Origin of the sequence: Pseudomonas putida (genome assembly GCF_002741075.1) — a bacterium.
GTDB lineage: Bacteria > Pseudomonadota > Gammaproteobacteria > Pseudomonadales > Pseudomonadaceae > Aquipseudomonas > Aquipseudomonas putida_T.
This window is the reverse complement of sequence record NZ_CP016634.1, coordinates 1063990-1080582: the sequence shown is the minus strand read 5'-3', so window position 1 is coordinate 1080582 and position 16593 is coordinate 1063990. Positions and strand designations below refer to the sequence as shown.

Genomic DNA, 16593 nt, shown 5'->3' with positions numbered 1-16593 from the left:
GTCAGGCGCTTGGTGGCGGTGTCCAGTGCCATTGGGCGACTTCAGGCAGATCCTCGCCATGTTCGATCAGATAAAGCTTGTGCTTTTCCATGGTCGACCAGTAACGGGACCGCGCCTGCTCGACGTGTCCCTGCAAGCGGGGAACGCGCTCGAACACATCCAGTACCAGCTGATAGCGATCCAGGTGGTTGAGCACCGCCATGTCGAACGGTGTGGTGGTTGCCCCTTCTTCGCAAAAGCCACGCACGTGGAACCGCTCTGGATTCACGCGCTTGTAGATCAGCCGGTGAATCAGGGCCGGATACCCATGGAACGCAAAGATGACTGGCCGCTCGTGAGTGAACAGCGCATTGAAGTCACTGTCGGGTAGCCCATGGGGATGCTGATGCGATGTCTGCAGCGCCAGCAGGTCGACAACATTCACCACCCTGACCCGCAAATCGGCGACGCACTCGCGAAGCAGCGTGACCGCCGCCAGCACTTCCAAGGTCGGTATATCGCCGGCACAGGCCATGACCACATCGGGATCATCGTCATCATGGCTGGCCCAAGCCCATCGACCGATACCGGCCTGGCAGTGCTGGTTGGCCGCTTCACCGTCCAGCCATTGCCACTCCAGTTGCTTGCCCGCGACGATGACGTTGATGTAGTCGCGGCTGCGCAGGCAATGGTCGACCACCGACAACAGGCAGTTGGCATCGGCAGGGAGGTAGATGCGCGCCACATCGGCCTTCTTGTTGGCAAGCATGTCGAGAAAGCCCGGATCCTGATGTGAGAAGCCGTTGTGATCCTGGCGCCAGACATGGGACGTGAGCAGGATGTTCAGCGAGGCGATCGGCTTGCGCCATGGCACCTCGGCAGCGGTCTTGAGCCACTTGGCATGCTGGTTGACCATCGAATCGACGATGTGGATGAAGGCTTCATAGCAAGAGAACAAACCGTGGCGGCCAGTCAGCAGGTAGCCCTCCAGCCAGCCTTCACAGACCTGCTCGCTGAGAATCTCCATGACCCGGCCATCCGCTGCGAGGTGGCTGTCATCGACACTGCAAGGGTCCAGCCAGACCTTGCCGGTCGTCTCGAAAACCGCGTCCAGACGATTGGAGGCGGTTTCATCTGGTCCGAAGAGCCGGAAGTCGCGAGACACCAAGCTGTTTTTCATTACATCGCGCACATACCGACCAAGCACCTGCGTCGCCTGCGCACGTACCCGTCCGGGCCCGGCCATCTGCACTTCGTAGTCGACGAAGCGCGGCAGGTCCAGCGCACGCAGCAGCAGGCCCCCGTTGGCGTGAGGGTTGGCACTCATGCGCCGTCGCCCGCGCGGTGCCAGCGCGGCCAGTTCAGGCAGCAGAGCCCCTTGGGCGTCGAACAGTTCATGGGGGCGGTAGCTCTCCAGCCATTGTTGAAGCTGCTGCAAGTGCAGTGGCTTATCCAGGTCAGCCAGGGGCAATTGATGGGAGCGCCAGGTGCCCTCCACCCGCAGCCCGTCGACGAACTTCGGCCCCGTCCAGCCTTTGGGGGTGCGAAGCACCAGCACAGGCCAGAGTGGCCGCTCGATAGGCTCGTCAGCCTCCACATGCCGGGCCAGACGCTGGATCTGGTGGATCTTTTCAAGGATCACGTCGAGCGTCCTGACCAGTGCGCGATGAACCTCCATGGGTTCATCGCCTTCGACGTAGTACGGGTCATAGCCGTAGCCATACATCAGGCTGGTCAGTTCATCCTCGCTGATCCTGGACAACACCGTGGGGTTGGCGATCTTGTAGCCGTTGAGGTGCAAGATTGGCAGTACCGCGCCGTCACGTGCGGGATTGAGGAACTTGTTGCAATGCCAACTGGCCGCCAGCGCCCCCGTTTCCGCCTCACCGTCGCCGATGACACAGGCAACGATGAGCTGCGGGTTGTCCAGCGCGGCGCCATACGCATGTGCCAACGCATAACCCAACTCGCCACCTTCATGGATGGACCCGGGGACATGGGCCCCGACATGGCTGCCAATGCCATAAGGCCAGGAAAACTGCCTGAACAGCTGGGCCAGGCCCTGCGCATTGCGCTCGACCGCTGGGTACAGTTCGGTGTAAGTACCCTCCAGGTAGGTCTGGGCGACGATGGCCGGCCCTCCATGGCCGGGGCCGGCGACGAACAGCATGTTCAGGTCATGCTCACGGATGAGGCGGTTCAGGTGCGTATAGAGCAGGTTCAGGCCTGGGGACGTTCCCCAATGGCCCAACAGGCGCGGCTTGATGTGGGCCAACGTCAGTGGGCTGTCGAGCAGCGGGTTGGCCTGCAGGTAGATCTGCCCCACGGTCAGGTAGTTGGCAGCGCGCCAATACGCATCCAGCCCTTCCAGCGTTTCGGTACTTGGAAAGTCGCTCATGATCGTCCCCAGCTTCGCGGTGCGCGGCAGTCGGTACCACATGCACGGCCGCTGCCAATGGGTTCAGAGATCCTCGACGCGGATATCTTCCTCTCGCCGGCTCTGCTGACGAATCAGCAATGACAACTCATGCAGGTTGTCGATCAACAACCCTGCCAGGTCATCGGCCGTGGCAATCCCGACCAACAGACCGAAATCGTCCACCACCGGGATCCGTCGTATGTTGGCGCGGCGCATGTTCTGAATGACATCGAACAGGTCTTCGTTCTGATTCGCGGTGATCAGCGGTCGGGGCACCACATCGATCGCCTGCAGATCCTCCTGATCGGGAGGATTGCGGGCAATGATCCTGAGCGCAAGGTCGCGGTCGGTGATGAGGCCGACAGGCCGATAACGGTCGCGGTCGACCGGTTCGGCCAGTACCAGGTCACCGACATGATATTGGCTCATCTTGCGGGCGGCAGCGTAGATCGACAGGGTGGGCGGCGCAGTGACGACCTCCCGGTTGCAGTATTTACCAATGGACATGATGTTCTACCTGTAAATAGCGAGGGCGGAGCGTCCTTGCTCCTGATGCTGGCTCGACTCATTTGCCACTTTTGATCGGGATCAGCTTTTCTGGGTGAATCGCCTCGGCGCGTTTGGGCAGGCGCACCAGCAACACACCCTTGGCGAACTGGGCATTGATCTTTTCAGCGTCGACCTCGCGGGGCAGTTGGAAGACGCGCTCGAAACTGCCGTAGTGCCGCTCGGACAAGTGGTATTCCTTGCGTTTTTCGTCAGTTTCCTCGTGCTTCTCGCCACGGATCACCAGGTTGCCGTTGGCCAGTTTGATCTCGATATCCTTCTCGTCCACACCAGGCAGCTCGGCGCTGATCCGGTACTCGTCGGCCAGCTCGCTGATGTCCATTGCCGGCATGCCATGGGTGAACAGCTCACGACGCCAGAATGGCTCGATGTCGAACGGCGTATGGGTAAACGGCATGCGCAGTGGCCGCCGTCCGAAATCCTCGAACAGGCTATCGACCTGGCGTCGCAGCTGTTGGAAGGGGCGCCACAGATCGGACGACTCTGTGCTGGGCGGCGCAGCTTTGGCCGGCTGGGCGGCAACGGGAGTGACGGGGACTTTCTTGGCGACTTCAGACATGGCGACCTCCTCGAATGAATGATGCCTCCCTTGGAGACACTCTGATCTTCCGCCGCACGGCGGCGCTGCACTTGATCTTTATCAACCGGCAGAAGCAAGCCATCGGGTGCCGGTTTGACCCTGATCAAAGTGCACCTCTGGCAGGGGCCTAGCCTGAAGAAAGCATGCAAACGCACGCACGAGGCGCTTATGAGGCGGGAAGACAGGGGACGTGTCCGATTGCTGGAGACATTACCGGGCCCAGGCACCCAGCAGTGCTTGCGTCTGGAGTTGTGCGGCTCGCCGCTCACGGAAGCGATGCCGGGCCAGTTCTGCCTGCTGGGCAACCGCGGACTGGACCTGCCCTGCAGCTACATCAGCCTGCCTGGCCTGGCCAGGCGTTTCATCGTGACCACGCATCGCGCCCAAGCCTTGGGGCAGGCAGGCGATGTTCTCGACTACTCAGGGCCGCTGGGCAGCGCCTGGCCGATTCCTTTGCACAGCGCTCGACTGCTGGCCATCACCCGGGGCGAAGGGATCCTGGCCCTCCTGTGCGCGCTGGATGAGATCCTCTGTTGGCTACCTTGGGTGCACGTGCAACTGTCGCATGAGGGTTTCCCCTCCGATCGCCTTCCTGCGGAGTGCCTTCACCGGCTCTCAGCGTCATCTGCCCTCCCCCGCAACAGCAGCGGATGGGCACAACTTACGGATCAACTGGAGCGTTTCAGACCGGACACCGTCTACTGCTGCGCGCCGGAGCAAATCGCCCGCCAGGCCGCGCGCCTGTGCTGGCAACAAGGCGTACCTGCACAGCGTATCTGGCTGCGTACGGATCAAGCCGCGCCCCCTGGCGGGGCCTGGCGATCAGCATTGGGGGGGCCGGTGCAACGCTATGACCGGGTGCTCTGGATACTCAACCGGCATCCTCCATCCGGCTGAGGTTGACCAGGCCTGGTTGGTCGACAAGCCTGACTTCACGGCCGACGCACTCAATGAGCCCCGCCTGGGTGAATCGGCTGAACAACCGGCTGACGGTTTCGAGGGTGAGGTCCAGGTAATTGGCGATGTCACTCCGGGACATGGGCAACCTGATCAGGTCGGTGCGCAGGCCCCGTTGGTGATAGCGAGCCGACATGCCCAGCAGGAAAATCGCCAGGCGCTGATCGGCACGCCCATGACAGCACCGCAGGTGTTCATCCTTGCCTTGAATGCCCAGGCTGAGCATGTGCAACAACTGGTAGCGCAAGCCGGGAATCTGTCCCGACAGGTCAACCAGTTGATCGAGCTTGATCGAGCACACCAACGACACGTCCATCGCCAGGGCGTAGCTGCGGTAATGACTGGCACCGATGGCATCCAGGCCCAACATTTCTCCCGGCAGGATGAATCCGCTGACCCGCTCGTTGCCCTCGGCGTCGAGCAGGAAATTCTTGATGGCCCCTGAGCGCAGGGCAAATACGTGATCCATGGGCTCATCGGCCTTGAACAGGTACTCGCCCTTCTTCAGTGGGCGATTCCGGCGCACGATGCGCTCGAGCTTGTCCACCTCGTCAGCGCTGAGGCTGGCGGGCAGGCAAAGCCGACTCAATGAGCACGCAAGGCACTTCACCTGGGGCCTTGCTCCCAAATCTTCTGAGCCTGACATGAGGGTGCCTCCGCTTTTTCATGCAGGGCATTAATAAACATTAGCCACTTCCCCTGGGGTTGGCGCCATGGCCGACCAAGGGGGGTCCGCCTCGCGCCAGGACTTGAGGAAAGTCAAGGCAAGCCCTTGAATCCTCGTCATCCTCATGCACCTGGCAATCGTTCCCACGGGAACAACGGCGGACCTGCTCGTGAAGGACCGTGAGGTGGATGTCGAACAGCTGCGATGACCGGCAACCGAGCACTTGATAACGATCAAGTCGGCCAAAGCCTGAACGTTGAAACTGAATCTCCATCGTCCCGCTTTGCAACCGAGGAAATTGCCATGGCTACCGCCGATATGACCCCTAAGCACACCGCCCCCTCGTTCCCCGTGCCCTCCGGCGAGCACTGGATCGAAGCACTCGATAATGGCACCCATGTGCTGATCAGGCCCTTGCAATCCAAGGATCGCCAGCGCGAAAAAGCCTTTATCGAACGGCTATCGCCAGAATCGCGTCACTTTCGCTTCCTGTGCCAGCTCAAGGAGCCTGGCGAGGCAATGCTTAACCAACTGATGGATGTTGACCAGGACCGGCACGCCGCCTATGTCGCGCTTGCCCACGTCGACGGTGAATTGCAGGAAGTGGGTATTTCCCGTTATGCCGCTTGCGCGAAGGACGACGAATGCGAATGCGCGGTAACGGTCCTCGACAGCTGGCAACACCACGGTTTGGGCCGTCTGCTGCTCAAACACCTGATCGACCACGCCCGCGCTAAAGGCCTGCGGGCGATGTATTCGATCGACGCCGCCTCTAACGTAGCGATGCGTGACCTGGCCAAGGCCACGGGCTTCACCACGACCCGGGACCCGGAGGACGCAAGTCAGGTCATCCATCGCCTGTCGCTGGCTTGAGCGTGTGTCGCGGCGGCCCGCCGTGGCCGCCGTCGGCTATTCATTTGGAGGGATGACGTTGATGAACGCACCTTCGAACACCTTGCTGGAAAAACTCTACGGCCGGCAGTTTCACGTTGAACGAGCCGATATCGCCCCTGTTCTGCGCCAGTACGCCGAACCTTTGCCGGACCTGGACGCCCCCGCCTTCGCTGAAATGTTCGATCGCTTTGCCGATGCGCGCGTGGTGATGATCGGCGAGGCGAGCCATGGCACCCGCGAGTTCTACCGCGCGCGTGCCGCGATTACCCGACGATTGATCGAGCAGCATGGATTCAGAATTGTCGCCGTCGAGGCAGACTGGCCGGATGCCGGTCATGTCGATCAATACGTGCGGGGATTGGCGCATTCGGCCTGGAAACGCCATATCTTCAGCCGATTTCCGACCTGGATGTGGCGTAACAGCGAGGTGAAAACGTTCACTCACTGGCTACACGGGCACAATCACCTGTTGAGCGCCGAACGTCGCGTCGAATTCCGTGGCCTGGATGTCTACAGCCTGCGCAACTCCATTCATGAAGTGCTCGCCTACCTGGACCGGGTAGACCCGCGCCTGGCCCTTGAAGCCCGGCGACGCTATGGCTGCCTTACCCCCTGGCAGGATGACCCTGCGCTGTATGGGCATTTCGTGGAGCGCGGTGGCGTCATGCCTTGCGAAAAGCCAGTGGTCGAGCAGCTCAATGCCATGCTGGCAGAGCAACTGTCTGGGCTTATCTGCCAGGATGAAGCGTTCTTCAATGCCGCCCAGAACGCTCGAGTGATCATCGCAGCCGAGCAGTATTACCGCGCGATCTATCGAGGAGCGACAGCGTCCTGGAACCTGCGTGACAGGCACATGTTCGATACCTTGCGCGCACTGCTCGAACACCGGGGACCGCACGCCAAGGCCGTGGTCTGGGCGCACAACTCCCATATCGGCAATGCCGGCGCCACCGAAATGGGCTGGAAAGGCCAGTTCAACATCGGCCAACTGTGTCGAGGTGCCTTCGGTCGTGATGCGGTGCTGATCGGCATGGCGACCGACCGAGGCCAGGTGGCCGCCGCCGATGACTGGGACGGCGAAATGCACATCAAGGACATTCGCCCAGCCCGGTCGGACAGCTGGGAGCATCAGTTCCGCTTGGCCGGCGTTGCCGCATCCCTGACCGACTGGCGAGATCCGCAGCGAAAAGAGCTGCGCAGAGTCCTGTCCACACCCTTGCTGGAACGGGCGATCGGCGTGATCTATCGCCCGCAAAGCGAACGGCTCAGTCATTACTTCGAGGCGGTACTGGCCGAACAGTTCGATGCCATGCTCTGGATCGAGCAGACCCAGCCGGTCACTGCACTGCCTCTACCGAAAAAACAACACCTGGAGCCAGAGGACGACACCTATCCGTTCGGTGTCTGAGATTGACTGCAGGCCTTTAATGGGCGACCCAGCCCACGCCCCGCGAGGACATCAGCCATCTACGGGGCCCGTGGGCTTGTGCGACCGCTGCCGTGCGCGAAAACAACCAACGCCTGGGCATGGGGTGGCGAACGCACATCGGCCAGCAGTTCGACACTCGGCAATGGCAGCGAACGGGATAAAAGCTCAGTCGTCTCCACGTTCCCGGGGACTGTCCGAGGCAGCCTCATTTAGGCTTGCCTTGTGCATGAGCGCCATGACTTCTTCGTCGGTGGTCTGTGGAAAATCCAGGTACCAATAGCCGACTGAAACCATCCGCTCTGGCACCAGCGGGCAAATGACCTGTTCCACCTCTGCGTACAAGGCGTCGAGCGTATCCGGCGGCGAGACCGGCACCGCGACCACGATGCGCGAAGGCGCCTGTGCCCGCACCGCGTGAACGGCGGCCATCATCGAAGCGCCTGTGGCCAGGCCGTCGTCGACGAGGATCACCACTTGGTCCTTGAGCTGCAGGGGTGGGCGATTACCCCGGTACTGCTTTTCCCGTCGCAGCAGTTCCCGGGTTTCCTGGGCCTGCACGGCCTCGAAACGGGCGCGGTCGATGGGGTATGCCTGCAGCGCATCGTCATTGACAATCCTGATGCCCCCGCTGGCAATGGCGCCCATGGCGTACTCCGGATGCGAAGGTACGCCGAGCTTGCGCACTACCAGCAGGTCCAGGCGAAGCCCGAGGGCCGTAGCAACTTCATACGCCACCGGCACGCCACCACGGGGTAATGCGAGCACGATCACATCAGGCCTGTTGGCGTATTCGCTCAACGGCTCCACCAGGGCTCGACCTGCTTCGCAGCGGTTCGCGAAGGTGGTCTGCCGTGCAAGATTCTGGATCATGAGGAACCTCCTGCGTCACCCAGGACACCGGTTGTTGATTCGATCGGCCGTCGCGCGTTCAGGGGCGCGTCGAGGCCGCGTCTTCCGGCAGCAAGTCGAACTGCGCCAGACAATGCCGTTCGTCCGCAGGCGTCAAGGCCTGGAAGGTAACCACTGGCTGCAGCGGCGTCTGGAACATCGCCAGTCGAATCACGCCATTGCGGTCCAGAAAGGTCTGCGCCAGGCATGTGCACACGGGCCTGCCCACCAGCGTGGCGAGCGGTTCGGCCTCGGGAACCTGCGCCTGGGCCAGCAGGTTGGCCTGGCACCGATCCACGATGCGCTCCACGGAGCGACCTGCCAGCCAAAGCGTGCTGGCGCCGAGCACGGCCAAGAGCACCAGCATGCCCAGCAGCACGTTCGACTCCCGGGCGACCGTGCGGATGAGGGCGAGCCTGGCCTGCCAGCCGGTGGTCTGCCCCTGGAAAATGGCTTTGCCCACCGTGCGTCTCACGCCGCGTTGCACGGCCCACCCCACCGCGATGCTCAAAGCCAGCAAGGTCAGCAGGACAGCGGGATCACGCAGGGGAAGGCGCCAGGGCGGGCTGAGGGCCTGGTAGGCGGAGGCGGCTATCACCCAGGTGAGGATGGCCATGATCCACCCCAGGCTGCCCCTGGGCCGTTGCATCCATGCCTTCAGTTTTGCCCTTGCTTGTATATCCACGACCGCCTCCCGCGCCAGACTAGCGCACAGGGTCTATGGCAACGGTTTCCTGATGCTCGGGCACGCAGACCTGCCATCCGAGTTCGATGCTGATACGCCGGCGCAAGGTGTCGGCCGCGTGCGGCTCACCATGGATGACATAGGTCTGGCGCGGCGGTCGGGTGAAGCCGCGCAACCACTCCATGATTTCATCGGCATCGGCGTGCGCCGACAGATTCTCCATCGCATACACCTGCGCCCGGATGGGGACATCCTCGCCATGCACACGCACACTGCGCGCGCCGGCGACGATATCGGCGCCGCGCGTACCTCCGGCCTGAAAGCCCGAAAACAGGATGCTGTTGCGTGGGTTGGGCGCCAGCGCCTTGAGGTGATGCAGAACCCGCCCACCTGTGGCCATGCCGCTGGCGGCAATGATCACCGCCGGTTCGCGTAACTGGTCCAGGTGCCTGGATTCATCGACGGTGCGGATGATGTGCGTACCCCTGCATATCGCCGCGCACTCCGCCGCTGACAGACGATGCTCGCTCCTGAACTGCTGGTACAGGGTGGTGGCATCGGTGGCCATCGGGCTGTTGAGGTAGACCGGTATGTCCGGTATCAGCCCATCGCGTTTGAGCTTGTACAGGTAGTACATCAACAGCTGGGCACGGCCTACGGCGAAGGATGGCACCAGGGTGATGCCATGGCGCAGGAGCGTCTGGTTGATGACCTGGGCCAGGTACTGTTCGGTGGATTCGTCAGGATGCTTGCGATCCCCATAGGTGGACTCCACCAGCAGTATGTCTGCCGTCCTGACCAGTTCGGGCGCCTGCATGATTGGATCCTGCGGGCGCCCAAGGTCGCCAGAGAACAGCAGCCGCTGGCCATCGGCGGTGATCTGCACGGTCGCGGCACCCAGTATGTGCCCCGCCGTACGCAGCAGAAGCTCCATGCCCTCGGCAACCACGGTACTGTGGTGCAACTCTACCGGGCGAAACAGCGCCAGCGCCCGCTTGGCATCCTCCTCGGTGTAGAGCGGACGCGCGGGTGAATGCTTGGAATAGCCATGCCGGTTGGCATGTTCGGCCTGTTCTTCCTGCAGTCGGGCGCTGTCGAGCAACAGGATTTCAGCCAAGGCGCAGGTGGCCGGGGTTGCATAGATCGGCCCGGCATAACCCTCACGTGCCAGCACCGGCAGGTAGCCACTGTGGTCAAGGTGGGCGTGGGTCAGCACCACCGCATCGAGCGCACGCAGTGGTGCGGGCAGCGGTTCCCAGTTGCGCAGGCGCAATTGCTTGTAGCCCTGGAACAGCCCGCAGTCGATCAGTACGCGGGTGCTGTCGCGGGTCAACAGGAATTTACTGCCAGTCACCGTGCCGGTACCGCCAAGGAAGGTCAGTTGCATGGCTGCGGCTCCCAGGTCTCGATCACATGGGGGTGAACCGCCAGCACGCTGCACGGCGGTCGGCTGACGATGCGCTCGGTGGTGTCGCCCAGCAGCTTGTCCAAACCCTTGGGCTGCACGACGCCCATGACCACCACGTCAGTGTCCAGCACGGCCACCTGCTCGCGAATGACCTGCACCGGCCCACCCTCCTTGAAAAGCCTGCAATCGAGGGGCACGCCTTCAGCGTCGGCCAGGCTATCGAACGGCTCGCGCAGGGCCGTGAGCATCTCATCGATCCACGCCTGGGTGACGTTCATGTCCGAGGCAAACACCCCTGCCAGGTTGTACGCCGACAACAGATGCAACTGCGCATCGCATTGCAGTGCCAACGCCTGCGCAGCCTGGATTAGCCTGTGATTGAAGCGCGCCTGGGCGTCAGGGGCATCACTGAAGGCAGTGTCCACGGCGACCATGATGCGTTTGGGCAACGACACCGCCGCCGCAGGCACGTAATGCACCATTCCGTTGAACCCGCGCATCAGCGCGCAATCCAGCGGCGTGCCGAACAGTCGTGCCAGTGCCGGCGCCGACTCGCTGTCCTTGATGACCATGTCGGGCTGCATTTCTCTGAGGTAGTCGATGGCCTGGCTGCGAATATCTTCTGCATGAAGGCTGTCGACCGTGAGCGCGACACCGCTGGCTCGGTGCCGGTCGACCAACTGCACGAGCCGCTCGCGGTAGTGGTTGAACTGGCGCTTGATATCCGCCTCGTTGAGCCGCTCCTCCCGTAGCAAGTGCTCTTCGCTGGGCTCGAACAGCCCCAGCACATGCACGCTGGCCCCGCTGACATGGGCCAGGGCAAGGGCCCTGCGCAAGGCAGAGGAATGCGGATCGATGTCGGTAAGCAGCACCAGCAGTTGTCGATACTGACCCATGGCGAACCTCCGGGCTTGCGCGGCGGGAGTGGGGATGCAATCGATCTTCGGTGAACAGCCTGCTCGGCGCTTGATGCAGATCAGAAAATCTCTCGCCCCGCACGAACTTGACGATTGTCAGAACCGAACCAGGCCGCCGCGGTACAACGAATCGCAGAGTATCGATCGGACAATCGGAGGCCACATGAACAAGCAACCTGCCAAGCAGCCAGACGTGGAGGAGCACTGGGTAGAGCATCTTGCCGATGACTCTGTGGTGCTGATCCGTCCGCTGCGCGATGAAGACCTGGAACGGGACAGGCGCTTTCTCAGCACGATCACCTATGAATCACGACGCTTTCGCTTCATCGCCGGGCTCAGCAGCGGCCTGCCCAACCTGGACTCGCGGCTGATGCCGGTGGACTACCACCAGCGTATGGCATACGTCGCGCTTGCACATGTCGATGGCGAGCTGCGCCAGGTCGGGGTGAGCCGCTATGCCGGAATCGCCGGCAGTCACAATTGCGAATGCGCGGTCGCGGTCAGCGAACAATGGCAACGCAAGGGCCTGGGCAGGCTGCTGCTCAAGCACCTTGTCGATGCGGCCCGGCGCAATGGCTATCGCTGCATGGTTTCCAGGGACCTGGCAAACAACTACGCCATGCACCGACTGACCAAGGCGCTGGGCTTCACGTCACGTTACCTGGGGGGCGATGTCAGCGAGATCCTCCACGAGCTGGACCTCAGCGCTTGAAGCAAGGCCCTTGCGGGCCTTGGTTTCAACCTTGGGAGCGTTCTGGCGAGATCACCAGCACACTGCTGTCCAGACGGTGCAGCACCCGCTCGGCGGTGCTACCGATGAACCAGCCGATACCATGATGGTGATAGCTGCCCATCACCAGTACGTCGATGTCGTTGTTTTCCATGAACAACGCCAAGCCTTTGGCCGGGTCTCCGACGCGCATATGACGGTGCTCGACCGCGATACCATTGCGCTCGGCCAGGGCTTGAAACGCCTCGCTCTGGGCTTCGTGAAGGGTCTTGAGCTGATTCGAGTCGAACAGGAACGAATGCTCGCGCCCCCCTCCGGCATCGACATACATCGAGCCCAGGTCATAAACGTACAACAGGTCGATCTGGGCATTGCATTGCAAGGCCAGCTTGAGGGCTTCACTGATGATCTGGTCGTTGAGCCCCTGAATCTGATCTTCTGGCCGGGACAGGTCCACCGCAGCGAGTATCTTGCGTGGCAGGGCATGGCTGGCCTTGTTCACCAGGTGCAGCGCAATGCTGGTTTCGCGCAGCAACTGGATGTCCAGTGAGGTGAACATCGCGCGCACCCACCACGGCTCGTGTTCGAACGCCTTGATGAGCATGGCGAATGGCTGCTCGCGCAGATGCACCAGGATCTCATCCAGCGGATTCTGGACCCACACCACCTCGGTGGTGACCGTCACGCCATTACGCCGCATCGACAGCGCCTGGGTTTCCAGCCACTCACGGTGTTGCTGCACATACCCATCGCGCATGACCGCCAGCGCCTGGTCGTTGACCAACCCGGCCGTGGCTAGCCCTTCGAGGTAGTCGAAGGCCACGATGTGCAGGGGCATGCCCTTGGCCTTGGCCAGCGCGGCTGCCCGGTCATAGACCGGCGAGCGGCGCATCAAGGGCGACACGATGAGCAGGATTCTTTGCGGATTGTCCATGACACACCTCTGCGGTTGGGAAAACGTGCCTTGATCATCTGCCAGCGGCGCCTGCCCGACTTGATGTTTATCAACTGAAACAGCCCGCGGACAAACGGCTGCGGTGACGAACCGCAAACTTGATACGGATCAAAGCTCCGTTCTATTACCGGCGCACGCTACCCCCACATAGACAACAACCAGGCGTGCCATGGTGCTCATGAAAGCGGCAATCACGCCCTGACCTTCAGGGCCGTCGGCAGGACGCCAGCGCACGACGAATCGATACGCAAGTCCTTGCTCACGCACGCTCTGGAGGTTCCGATGAACGTCTATATCGAGGAAAACGCCGACCAGCACCGCTGGTGTGTACACATGGATCAATGGCAGGTCGGTTTCAGGACGCCCGATGAGGCCGAGCAGTTCGTCGAACGGCTCATCGCTCGGCTCAATGCCCCGCATTCGCTGGACATGATCGCCAGCTGCTCGCTCTGGGGCCATGTGACTGACATCAACGCACAACGTGCCGACAACTCGATGCCTTCGCTCGGGCGATGCGCGAAGGAGGCCTGAGATGACCAGCCAGATCAGTGTCCGCATGCTCGAGCAGCCCGAACCCACCGGCAAAGCGACCCCCATCCATCTCAAGCCACTGGCGTCCCCGTGCCAGGAGTGCCGGGTCAGTGGCTTGTGTTTGCCAACGGGTCTGCCGGTCGCCGACGACAATGGCCTTGGCAGCCTGGTGGGGCCGCGCATACGCATCAAGAAAGGCGCCGCCTTGTTCAATGCCAGTGCCCCACTCGATACCCTGTATGCCGTGCGTTGCGGCAGTTTCAAGACAAGCCTGAACAATGCCGAAGGCCTGGGCGTGGTGATCAATTTCTGGATGCCCGGCGACGTGCTGGGGCTCGACGCGATCGCCACCGAGTTCCATGTCTGTGACGCCATCGCCCTGGAAGACAGCGAAGTCTGCCCCATCCCCTATCGGCGGTTGCAATCGCTGGCACGGGACTTTCCGGTCCTGCAGCAAAGCCTGAATCGTTTGATGAGCCGGGAAATCGTGCGCGAGCACGAACGCGTACTGATGCTGTGCAACCTCACCGCCGAGGAGCGGCTTGCCAGCTTCCTCCTGGGGTTGTCCAAACGCTTCGTCAGCCGGGGCTATTCAGCCCACGGTTTCATGCTGCGCATGTCGCGGGAGGACATGGCCTCGTACCTGGGACTGCGCCTGGAAACCATCTGCCGCTCGGTCGCCCGCTTGCGCGCCCAGGGTGTCGTCGACTTGCACGGCCGACTCGTCGAGATTCTGGACATGCCGGCACTGATGGCCCTGGAACAGGGCTGTGGCGATGCCCAGCGTCGCATCGTCACCTAGGCATCATGCTCGACTCCGCGACCCTGGCCCATGGCGCGGTGGCGCTGGGTATCGGCATGCTCGTGGGCCTTGAGCGAGAGCGCAAGAAAACCCGTAGCGAGGATCAGACTGCGGCTGGACTGAGAACCTTCGCCATCACGTCGTTGCTGGGGTACCTCAGCATGGTGCTGGCAGGTCCCCTACTGGCGGCGGTCGCCTTCGTTTGTCTGGCGCTACTGGTGTGCATGTACTACCGCAAGCATGCAGAGAAAGAGCCTGGGATCACCAGCGAAGTGGCCTTGCTGCTGGTGCTCGTGCTGGGCGCGCTGAGCCTGGAACAGCCCGGGCTGGCCACAGCCGTGGGGGTCGTCCTGACCGTACTGTTGACACTGCGCCGCGAACTCCATCATTTCGTGCTGCAGCAATTGAGCGAAGCGGAGGTTCGGGACGGGTTGACCTTGCTGACCATCAGCTTGGTCGTGCTGCCGTTGACCCCAGATCGGTTCATGGGCCCCTATGGCGCACTGAATCCGCACGTCATCTGTACGTTGGTAGCGCTGTTGATGGCTGTCGGAGCGATCGGACACATCGCCATGCGTGTGATGGGGCCTCGTTATGGCCTGCCGATAAGCGCCATCGCTTCAGGGTTCGCCTCTGGCGCTGCCACCATCGCAGTGCTTGCCCGACAGGCCCGAACCGACAGCCGAAATGCCAGGTCGCTCGCGGCAGCGGCTGTGCTATCCAACTTTGCCACGATCACCCAGTTCGCATTGGTCCTTGGCATCGTCGACCCGCGCCTGATAACCCCGTTCTGGCCATCGATCGGCCTGGGGGTGGTCGCGACCTTCTGCGCTGGCGTCATCCTGTTGGCGCCTTGGCATGCGGCGTCATCGCCTTCAGCCGCCAACCTGGCGGATGGTGCCTTCAGTTTATGGGTCGCACTGGCCATAACCCTGGCCATTACCGGCATTGCGTTGTTTTCCACCTTCCTGCTGAGGCACCTGGGCCAACAGGGCGTCAACCTGGCGGCTTTCATCAGCGGTGTGGGGGATGCGCACGCTGCGACCGCCTCCATTGCATCATTGGTGGCAGCCGGCCAAATGACCATAGCGAGCCTGGTGGTGCCCGCCATGATGGTGCTGACCGGCAATACGCTGTCCAAAGGCGTCCTGGCGTTGGTCCGCGGTGGGCTGCCCTTCACCCGGTACTTCGCTCCAGGCCAATTGACGGTGCTCGGCGCGATGTGGCTGGGCCTTCTGGTCAAGGTGTAGGTGCATTCCGGTCATCAGTTACCACGACGCGCCTCGATCCATTGGAACAGCGCCATGCCGCCGAGCATCGCAACCACGAACAACCAAGCCTGCCAATACCCGGCAGGCAGCAACACCAGCGCAGGCCCCGGGCAGACACCCGCCAGCCCCCAGCCGATGCCGAACAGCAGGCTGCCGCCGACCAGCCGGCGATCCACATCACGCCGGTCAGGCAGTTGCATCTTGCCGCCCAATACTGCCACGCCATGCTTGCGCGCCCAGGCCATGGGCAGCAGCGCCACACCGATAGCGCCGACCATCACCAACGCCAGTGAGGGATCCCACTGCCCGGCAAGGTCGAGAAACCCAAGCACCTTGGCAGGATTCGCCATACCCGCCAGCAACAACCCCATGCCGAACAGAACCCCTGCGATAAAGCCACTGAGATGGGACATGTCAGCTTCCTTGAAGAAGGTGTCGAACGACAAAGACCGTGAGAAACCCCGTTGCCATGAAGCACAGCGTGGCCACCAGTGAACGGGGCGACAGACGGGAAATACCGCAGACCCCATGGCCACTGGTGCATCCACTGCCATAACGCGTGCCCAGACCGACCAGTAGACCCGCAATCACGAGCACCCAAGGGGCGGTGGCGAAATGCGCAGGCGGCAGCGTGGCAAACATCATCCACAACAGCGGCGCTGCCAGCAGGCCCAGGAGAAACGCGAGTTTCTCGCCACGCCCCTCACCACGGCGCTGAAACATCGAACCGAGCAAACCGCTGATGCCCGCGATGCGTCCGTTTGCCACTACGAACAGCCCGGCCCCCAGCCCGATCAGTGCGCCACCGGCCAAGGCAGACCAGGGCGTAAAAGCCATCCAATCAATGGTCATCGCATCCTCCGCGAATGAGTTGAACTCACTTTCAATTTTAATCCTACAGTTGATGGGCGGTG

General features: G+C 62.1%; 18 protein-coding genes. 7 read left to right on the top strand and 11 right to left on the bottom strand.

What is annotated here, in order from left to right:
* Position 1: 1 nt before the first annotated feature.
* From IEC33019_RS05430 to IEC33019_RS05420, 3 genes are all read right to left on the bottom strand, one after another.
* Positions 2–2377, bottom strand: coding sequence for a phosphoketolase family protein (locus tag IEC33019_RS05430; protein ID WP_099594136.1), 2376 nt, complete (start codon positions 2375–2377; stop codon positions 2–4).
* Between the two features lie 63 nt (positions 2378–2440).
* Positions 2441–2905, bottom strand: coding sequence for a CBS domain-containing protein (locus tag IEC33019_RS05425; RefSeq protein ID WP_070091548.1), 465 nt, complete (start codon positions 2903–2905; stop codon positions 2441–2443).
* 58 nt (positions 2906–2963) lie between these two features.
* The gene (locus IEC33019_RS05420; RefSeq protein ID WP_070091549.1) at positions 2964–3524 is read right to left on the bottom strand and encodes an Hsp20/alpha crystallin family protein; all 561 of its coding nucleotides are present in this window, start codon (positions 3522–3524) and stop codon (positions 2964–2966) included.
* A gap of 219 nt (positions 3525–3743) precedes the next feature.
* Between IEC33019_RS05420 and IEC33019_RS05415 the strand changes: the two genes are divergently transcribed.
* Entirely contained in the window at positions 3744–4442 is a 699-nt protein-coding gene (locus tag IEC33019_RS05415; RefSeq protein WP_244509704.1) for a hypothetical protein, read from the top strand.
* Here the strand turns inward: IEC33019_RS05415 and IEC33019_RS05410 are convergent.
* Complete coding sequence (locus IEC33019_RS05410) at positions 4417–5148, bottom strand: helix-turn-helix domain-containing protein (protein ID WP_070091551.1); 732 nt, start codon at positions 5146–5148, stop codon at positions 4417–4419. The genes IEC33019_RS05415 and IEC33019_RS05410 overlap by 26 nt on opposite strands.
* A gap of 324 nt (positions 5149–5472) precedes the next feature.
* Between IEC33019_RS05410 and IEC33019_RS05405 the strand changes: the two genes are divergently transcribed.
* Together IEC33019_RS05405 and IEC33019_RS05400 are read left to right on the top strand one after the other, a co-directional pair.
* Positions 5473–6042, top strand: a complete 570-nt coding sequence (locus tag IEC33019_RS05405) for a GNAT family N-acetyltransferase (RefSeq protein ID WP_070091552.1) — start codon at positions 5473–5475, stop codon at positions 6040–6042.
* Positions 6043–6103: 61 nt separating this feature from the next.
* A complete protein-coding gene (locus IEC33019_RS05400) occupies positions 6104–7471 on the top strand; it encodes an erythromycin esterase family protein (protein ID WP_070091553.1) in 1368 nt (455 codons plus the stop codon).
* A gap of 186 nt (positions 7472–7657) precedes the next feature.
* Here IEC33019_RS05400 and IEC33019_RS05390 read toward each other — a convergent pair whose 3' ends face one another.
* From IEC33019_RS05390 to IEC33019_RS05375, 4 genes are read right to left on the bottom strand one after another with little or no spacing between them, the layout of a single operon-like run.
* Positions 7658–8362: a phosphoribosyltransferase gene (locus IEC33019_RS05390; protein ID WP_070091554.1), complete on the bottom strand. Its 705-nt coding sequence runs from the start codon at positions 8360–8362 to the stop codon at positions 7658–7660.
* A 58-nt stretch (positions 8363–8420) separates the two neighbouring features.
* Complete coding sequence (locus IEC33019_RS05385; protein ID WP_244509706.1) at positions 8421–9029, bottom strand: hypothetical protein; 609 nt, start codon at positions 9027–9029, stop codon at positions 8421–8423.
* Between the two features lie 55 nt (positions 9030–9084).
* Positions 9085–10452 carry an MBL fold metallo-hydrolase RNA specificity domain-containing protein gene (locus tag IEC33019_RS05380; protein WP_070091555.1) on the bottom strand — a complete coding sequence of 456 codons (1368 nt, stop codon included), beginning with the start codon at positions 10450–10452 and terminating at the stop codon, positions 9085–9087.
* Entirely contained in the window at positions 10443–11369 is a 927-nt protein-coding gene (locus IEC33019_RS05375) for a universal stress protein (RefSeq protein WP_070091556.1), read from the bottom strand. The genes IEC33019_RS05380 and IEC33019_RS05375 overlap by 10 nt, the downstream gene beginning before the upstream one ends.
* Positions 11370–11553: 184 nt before the next feature.
* On the opposite strand from IEC33019_RS05375, the gene IEC33019_RS05370 reads away from it, so the two are divergent.
* On the top strand, positions 11554–12102 hold the full coding sequence (locus tag IEC33019_RS05370) for a GNAT family N-acetyltransferase (RefSeq protein ID WP_070091557.1): 549 nt from the start codon (positions 11554–11556) through the stop codon (positions 12100–12102).
* A gap of 25 nt (positions 12103–12127) precedes the next feature.
* Here IEC33019_RS05370 and IEC33019_RS05365 read toward each other — a convergent pair whose 3' ends face one another.
* Entirely contained in the window at positions 12128–13054 is a 927-nt protein-coding gene (locus IEC33019_RS05365; protein WP_070091558.1) for a universal stress protein, read from the bottom strand.
* 303 nt (positions 13055–13357) lie between these two features.
* Here IEC33019_RS05365 and IEC33019_RS05360 point away from each other — a divergent pair, with 303 nt between their 5' ends.
* From IEC33019_RS05360 to IEC33019_RS05350, 3 genes are read left to right on the top strand one after another with little or no spacing between them, the layout of a single operon-like run.
* Positions 13358–13606 (top strand): hypothetical protein, encoded by a 249-nt coding sequence (locus tag IEC33019_RS05360; RefSeq protein WP_070091559.1) that lies wholly within the window; start codon positions 13358–13360, stop codon positions 13604–13606.
* Between the two features lies 1 nt (position 13607).
* Positions 13608–14408, top strand: coding sequence for a helix-turn-helix domain-containing protein (locus IEC33019_RS05355; protein WP_070091560.1), 801 nt, complete (start codon positions 13608–13610; stop codon positions 14406–14408).
* Positions 14409–14413: 5 nt separating this feature from the next.
* Positions 14414–15658 (top strand): MgtC/SapB family protein, encoded by a 1245-nt coding sequence (locus tag IEC33019_RS05350; protein WP_070091561.1) that lies wholly within the window; start codon positions 14414–14416, stop codon positions 15656–15658.
* Between the two features lie 14 nt (positions 15659–15672).
* Here the strand turns inward: IEC33019_RS05350 and IEC33019_RS05345 are convergent, their stop codons facing one another.
* Together IEC33019_RS05345 and IEC33019_RS05340 are read right to left on the bottom strand one after the other, a co-directional pair.
* Positions 15673–16092: a DUF6691 family protein gene (locus tag IEC33019_RS05345; protein ID WP_070091562.1), complete on the bottom strand. Its 420-nt coding sequence runs from the start codon at positions 16090–16092 to the stop codon at positions 15673–15675.
* Position 16093: 1 nt separating this feature from the next.
* Positions 16094–16531, bottom strand: a complete 438-nt coding sequence (locus IEC33019_RS05340) for a YeeE/YedE family protein (protein WP_070091563.1) — start codon at positions 16529–16531, stop codon at positions 16094–16096.
* Between the last annotated feature and the right edge of the window lie 62 nt (positions 16532–16593).

Bases quoted from the DNA above. Each gene is read 5' to 3' on its own strand.
- IEC33019_RS05430 (WP_099594136.1), bottom strand. From the start codon at position 2,377: ATGAGCGACTTTCCAAGTACCGAAACGCTGGAAGGGCTGGATGCGTAT.
- IEC33019_RS05425 (WP_070091548.1), bottom strand. From the start codon at position 2,905: ATGTCCATTGGTAAATACTGCAACCGGGAGGTCGTCACTGCGCCGCCC.
- IEC33019_RS05420 (WP_070091549.1), bottom strand. From the start codon at position 3,524: ATGTCTGAAGTCGCCAAGAAAGTCCCCGTCACTCCCGTTGCCGCCCAG.
- IEC33019_RS05410 (WP_070091551.1), bottom strand. From the start codon at position 5,148: ATGTCAGGCTCAGAAGATTTGGGAGCAAGGCCCCAGGTGAAGTGCCTT.
- IEC33019_RS05405 (WP_070091552.1), top strand. From the start codon at position 5,473: ATGGCTACCGCCGATATGACCCCTAAGCACACCGCCCCCTCGTTCCCC.
- IEC33019_RS05400 (WP_070091553.1), top strand. From the start codon at position 6,104: ATGAACGCACCTTCGAACACCTTGCTGGAAAAACTCTACGGCCGGCAG.
- IEC33019_RS05390 (WP_070091554.1), bottom strand. From the start codon at position 8,362: ATGATCCAGAATCTTGCACGGCAGACCACCTTCGCGAACCGCTGCGAA.
- IEC33019_RS05385 (WP_244509706.1), bottom strand. From the start codon at position 9,029: ATGCAACGGCCCAGGGGCAGCCTGGGGTGGATCATGGCCATCCTCACC.
- IEC33019_RS05380 (WP_070091555.1), bottom strand. From the start codon at position 10,452: ATGCAACTGACCTTCCTTGGCGGTACCGGCACGGTGACTGGCAGTAAA.
- IEC33019_RS05375 (WP_070091556.1), bottom strand. From the start codon at position 11,369: ATGGGTCAGTATCGACAACTGCTGGTGCTGCTTACCGACATCGATCCG.
- IEC33019_RS05370 (WP_070091557.1), top strand. From the start codon at position 11,554: ATGAACAAGCAACCTGCCAAGCAGCCAGACGTGGAGGAGCACTGGGTA.
- IEC33019_RS05365 (WP_070091558.1), bottom strand. From the start codon at position 13,054: ATGGACAATCCGCAAAGAATCCTGCTCATCGTGTCGCCCTTGATGCGC.
- IEC33019_RS05360 (WP_070091559.1), top strand. From the start codon at position 13,358: ATGAACGTCTATATCGAGGAAAACGCCGACCAGCACCGCTGGTGTGTA.
- IEC33019_RS05355 (WP_070091560.1), top strand. From the start codon at position 13,608: ATGACCAGCCAGATCAGTGTCCGCATGCTCGAGCAGCCCGAACCCACC.
- IEC33019_RS05350 (WP_070091561.1), top strand. From the start codon at position 14,414: ATGCTCGACTCCGCGACCCTGGCCCATGGCGCGGTGGCGCTGGGTATC.
- IEC33019_RS05345 (WP_070091562.1), bottom strand. From the start codon at position 16,092: ATGTCCCATCTCAGTGGCTTTATCGCAGGGGTTCTGTTCGGCATGGGG.
- IEC33019_RS05340 (WP_070091563.1), bottom strand. From the start codon at position 16,531: ATGACCATTGATTGGATGGCTTTTACGCCCTGGTCTGCCTTGGCCGGT.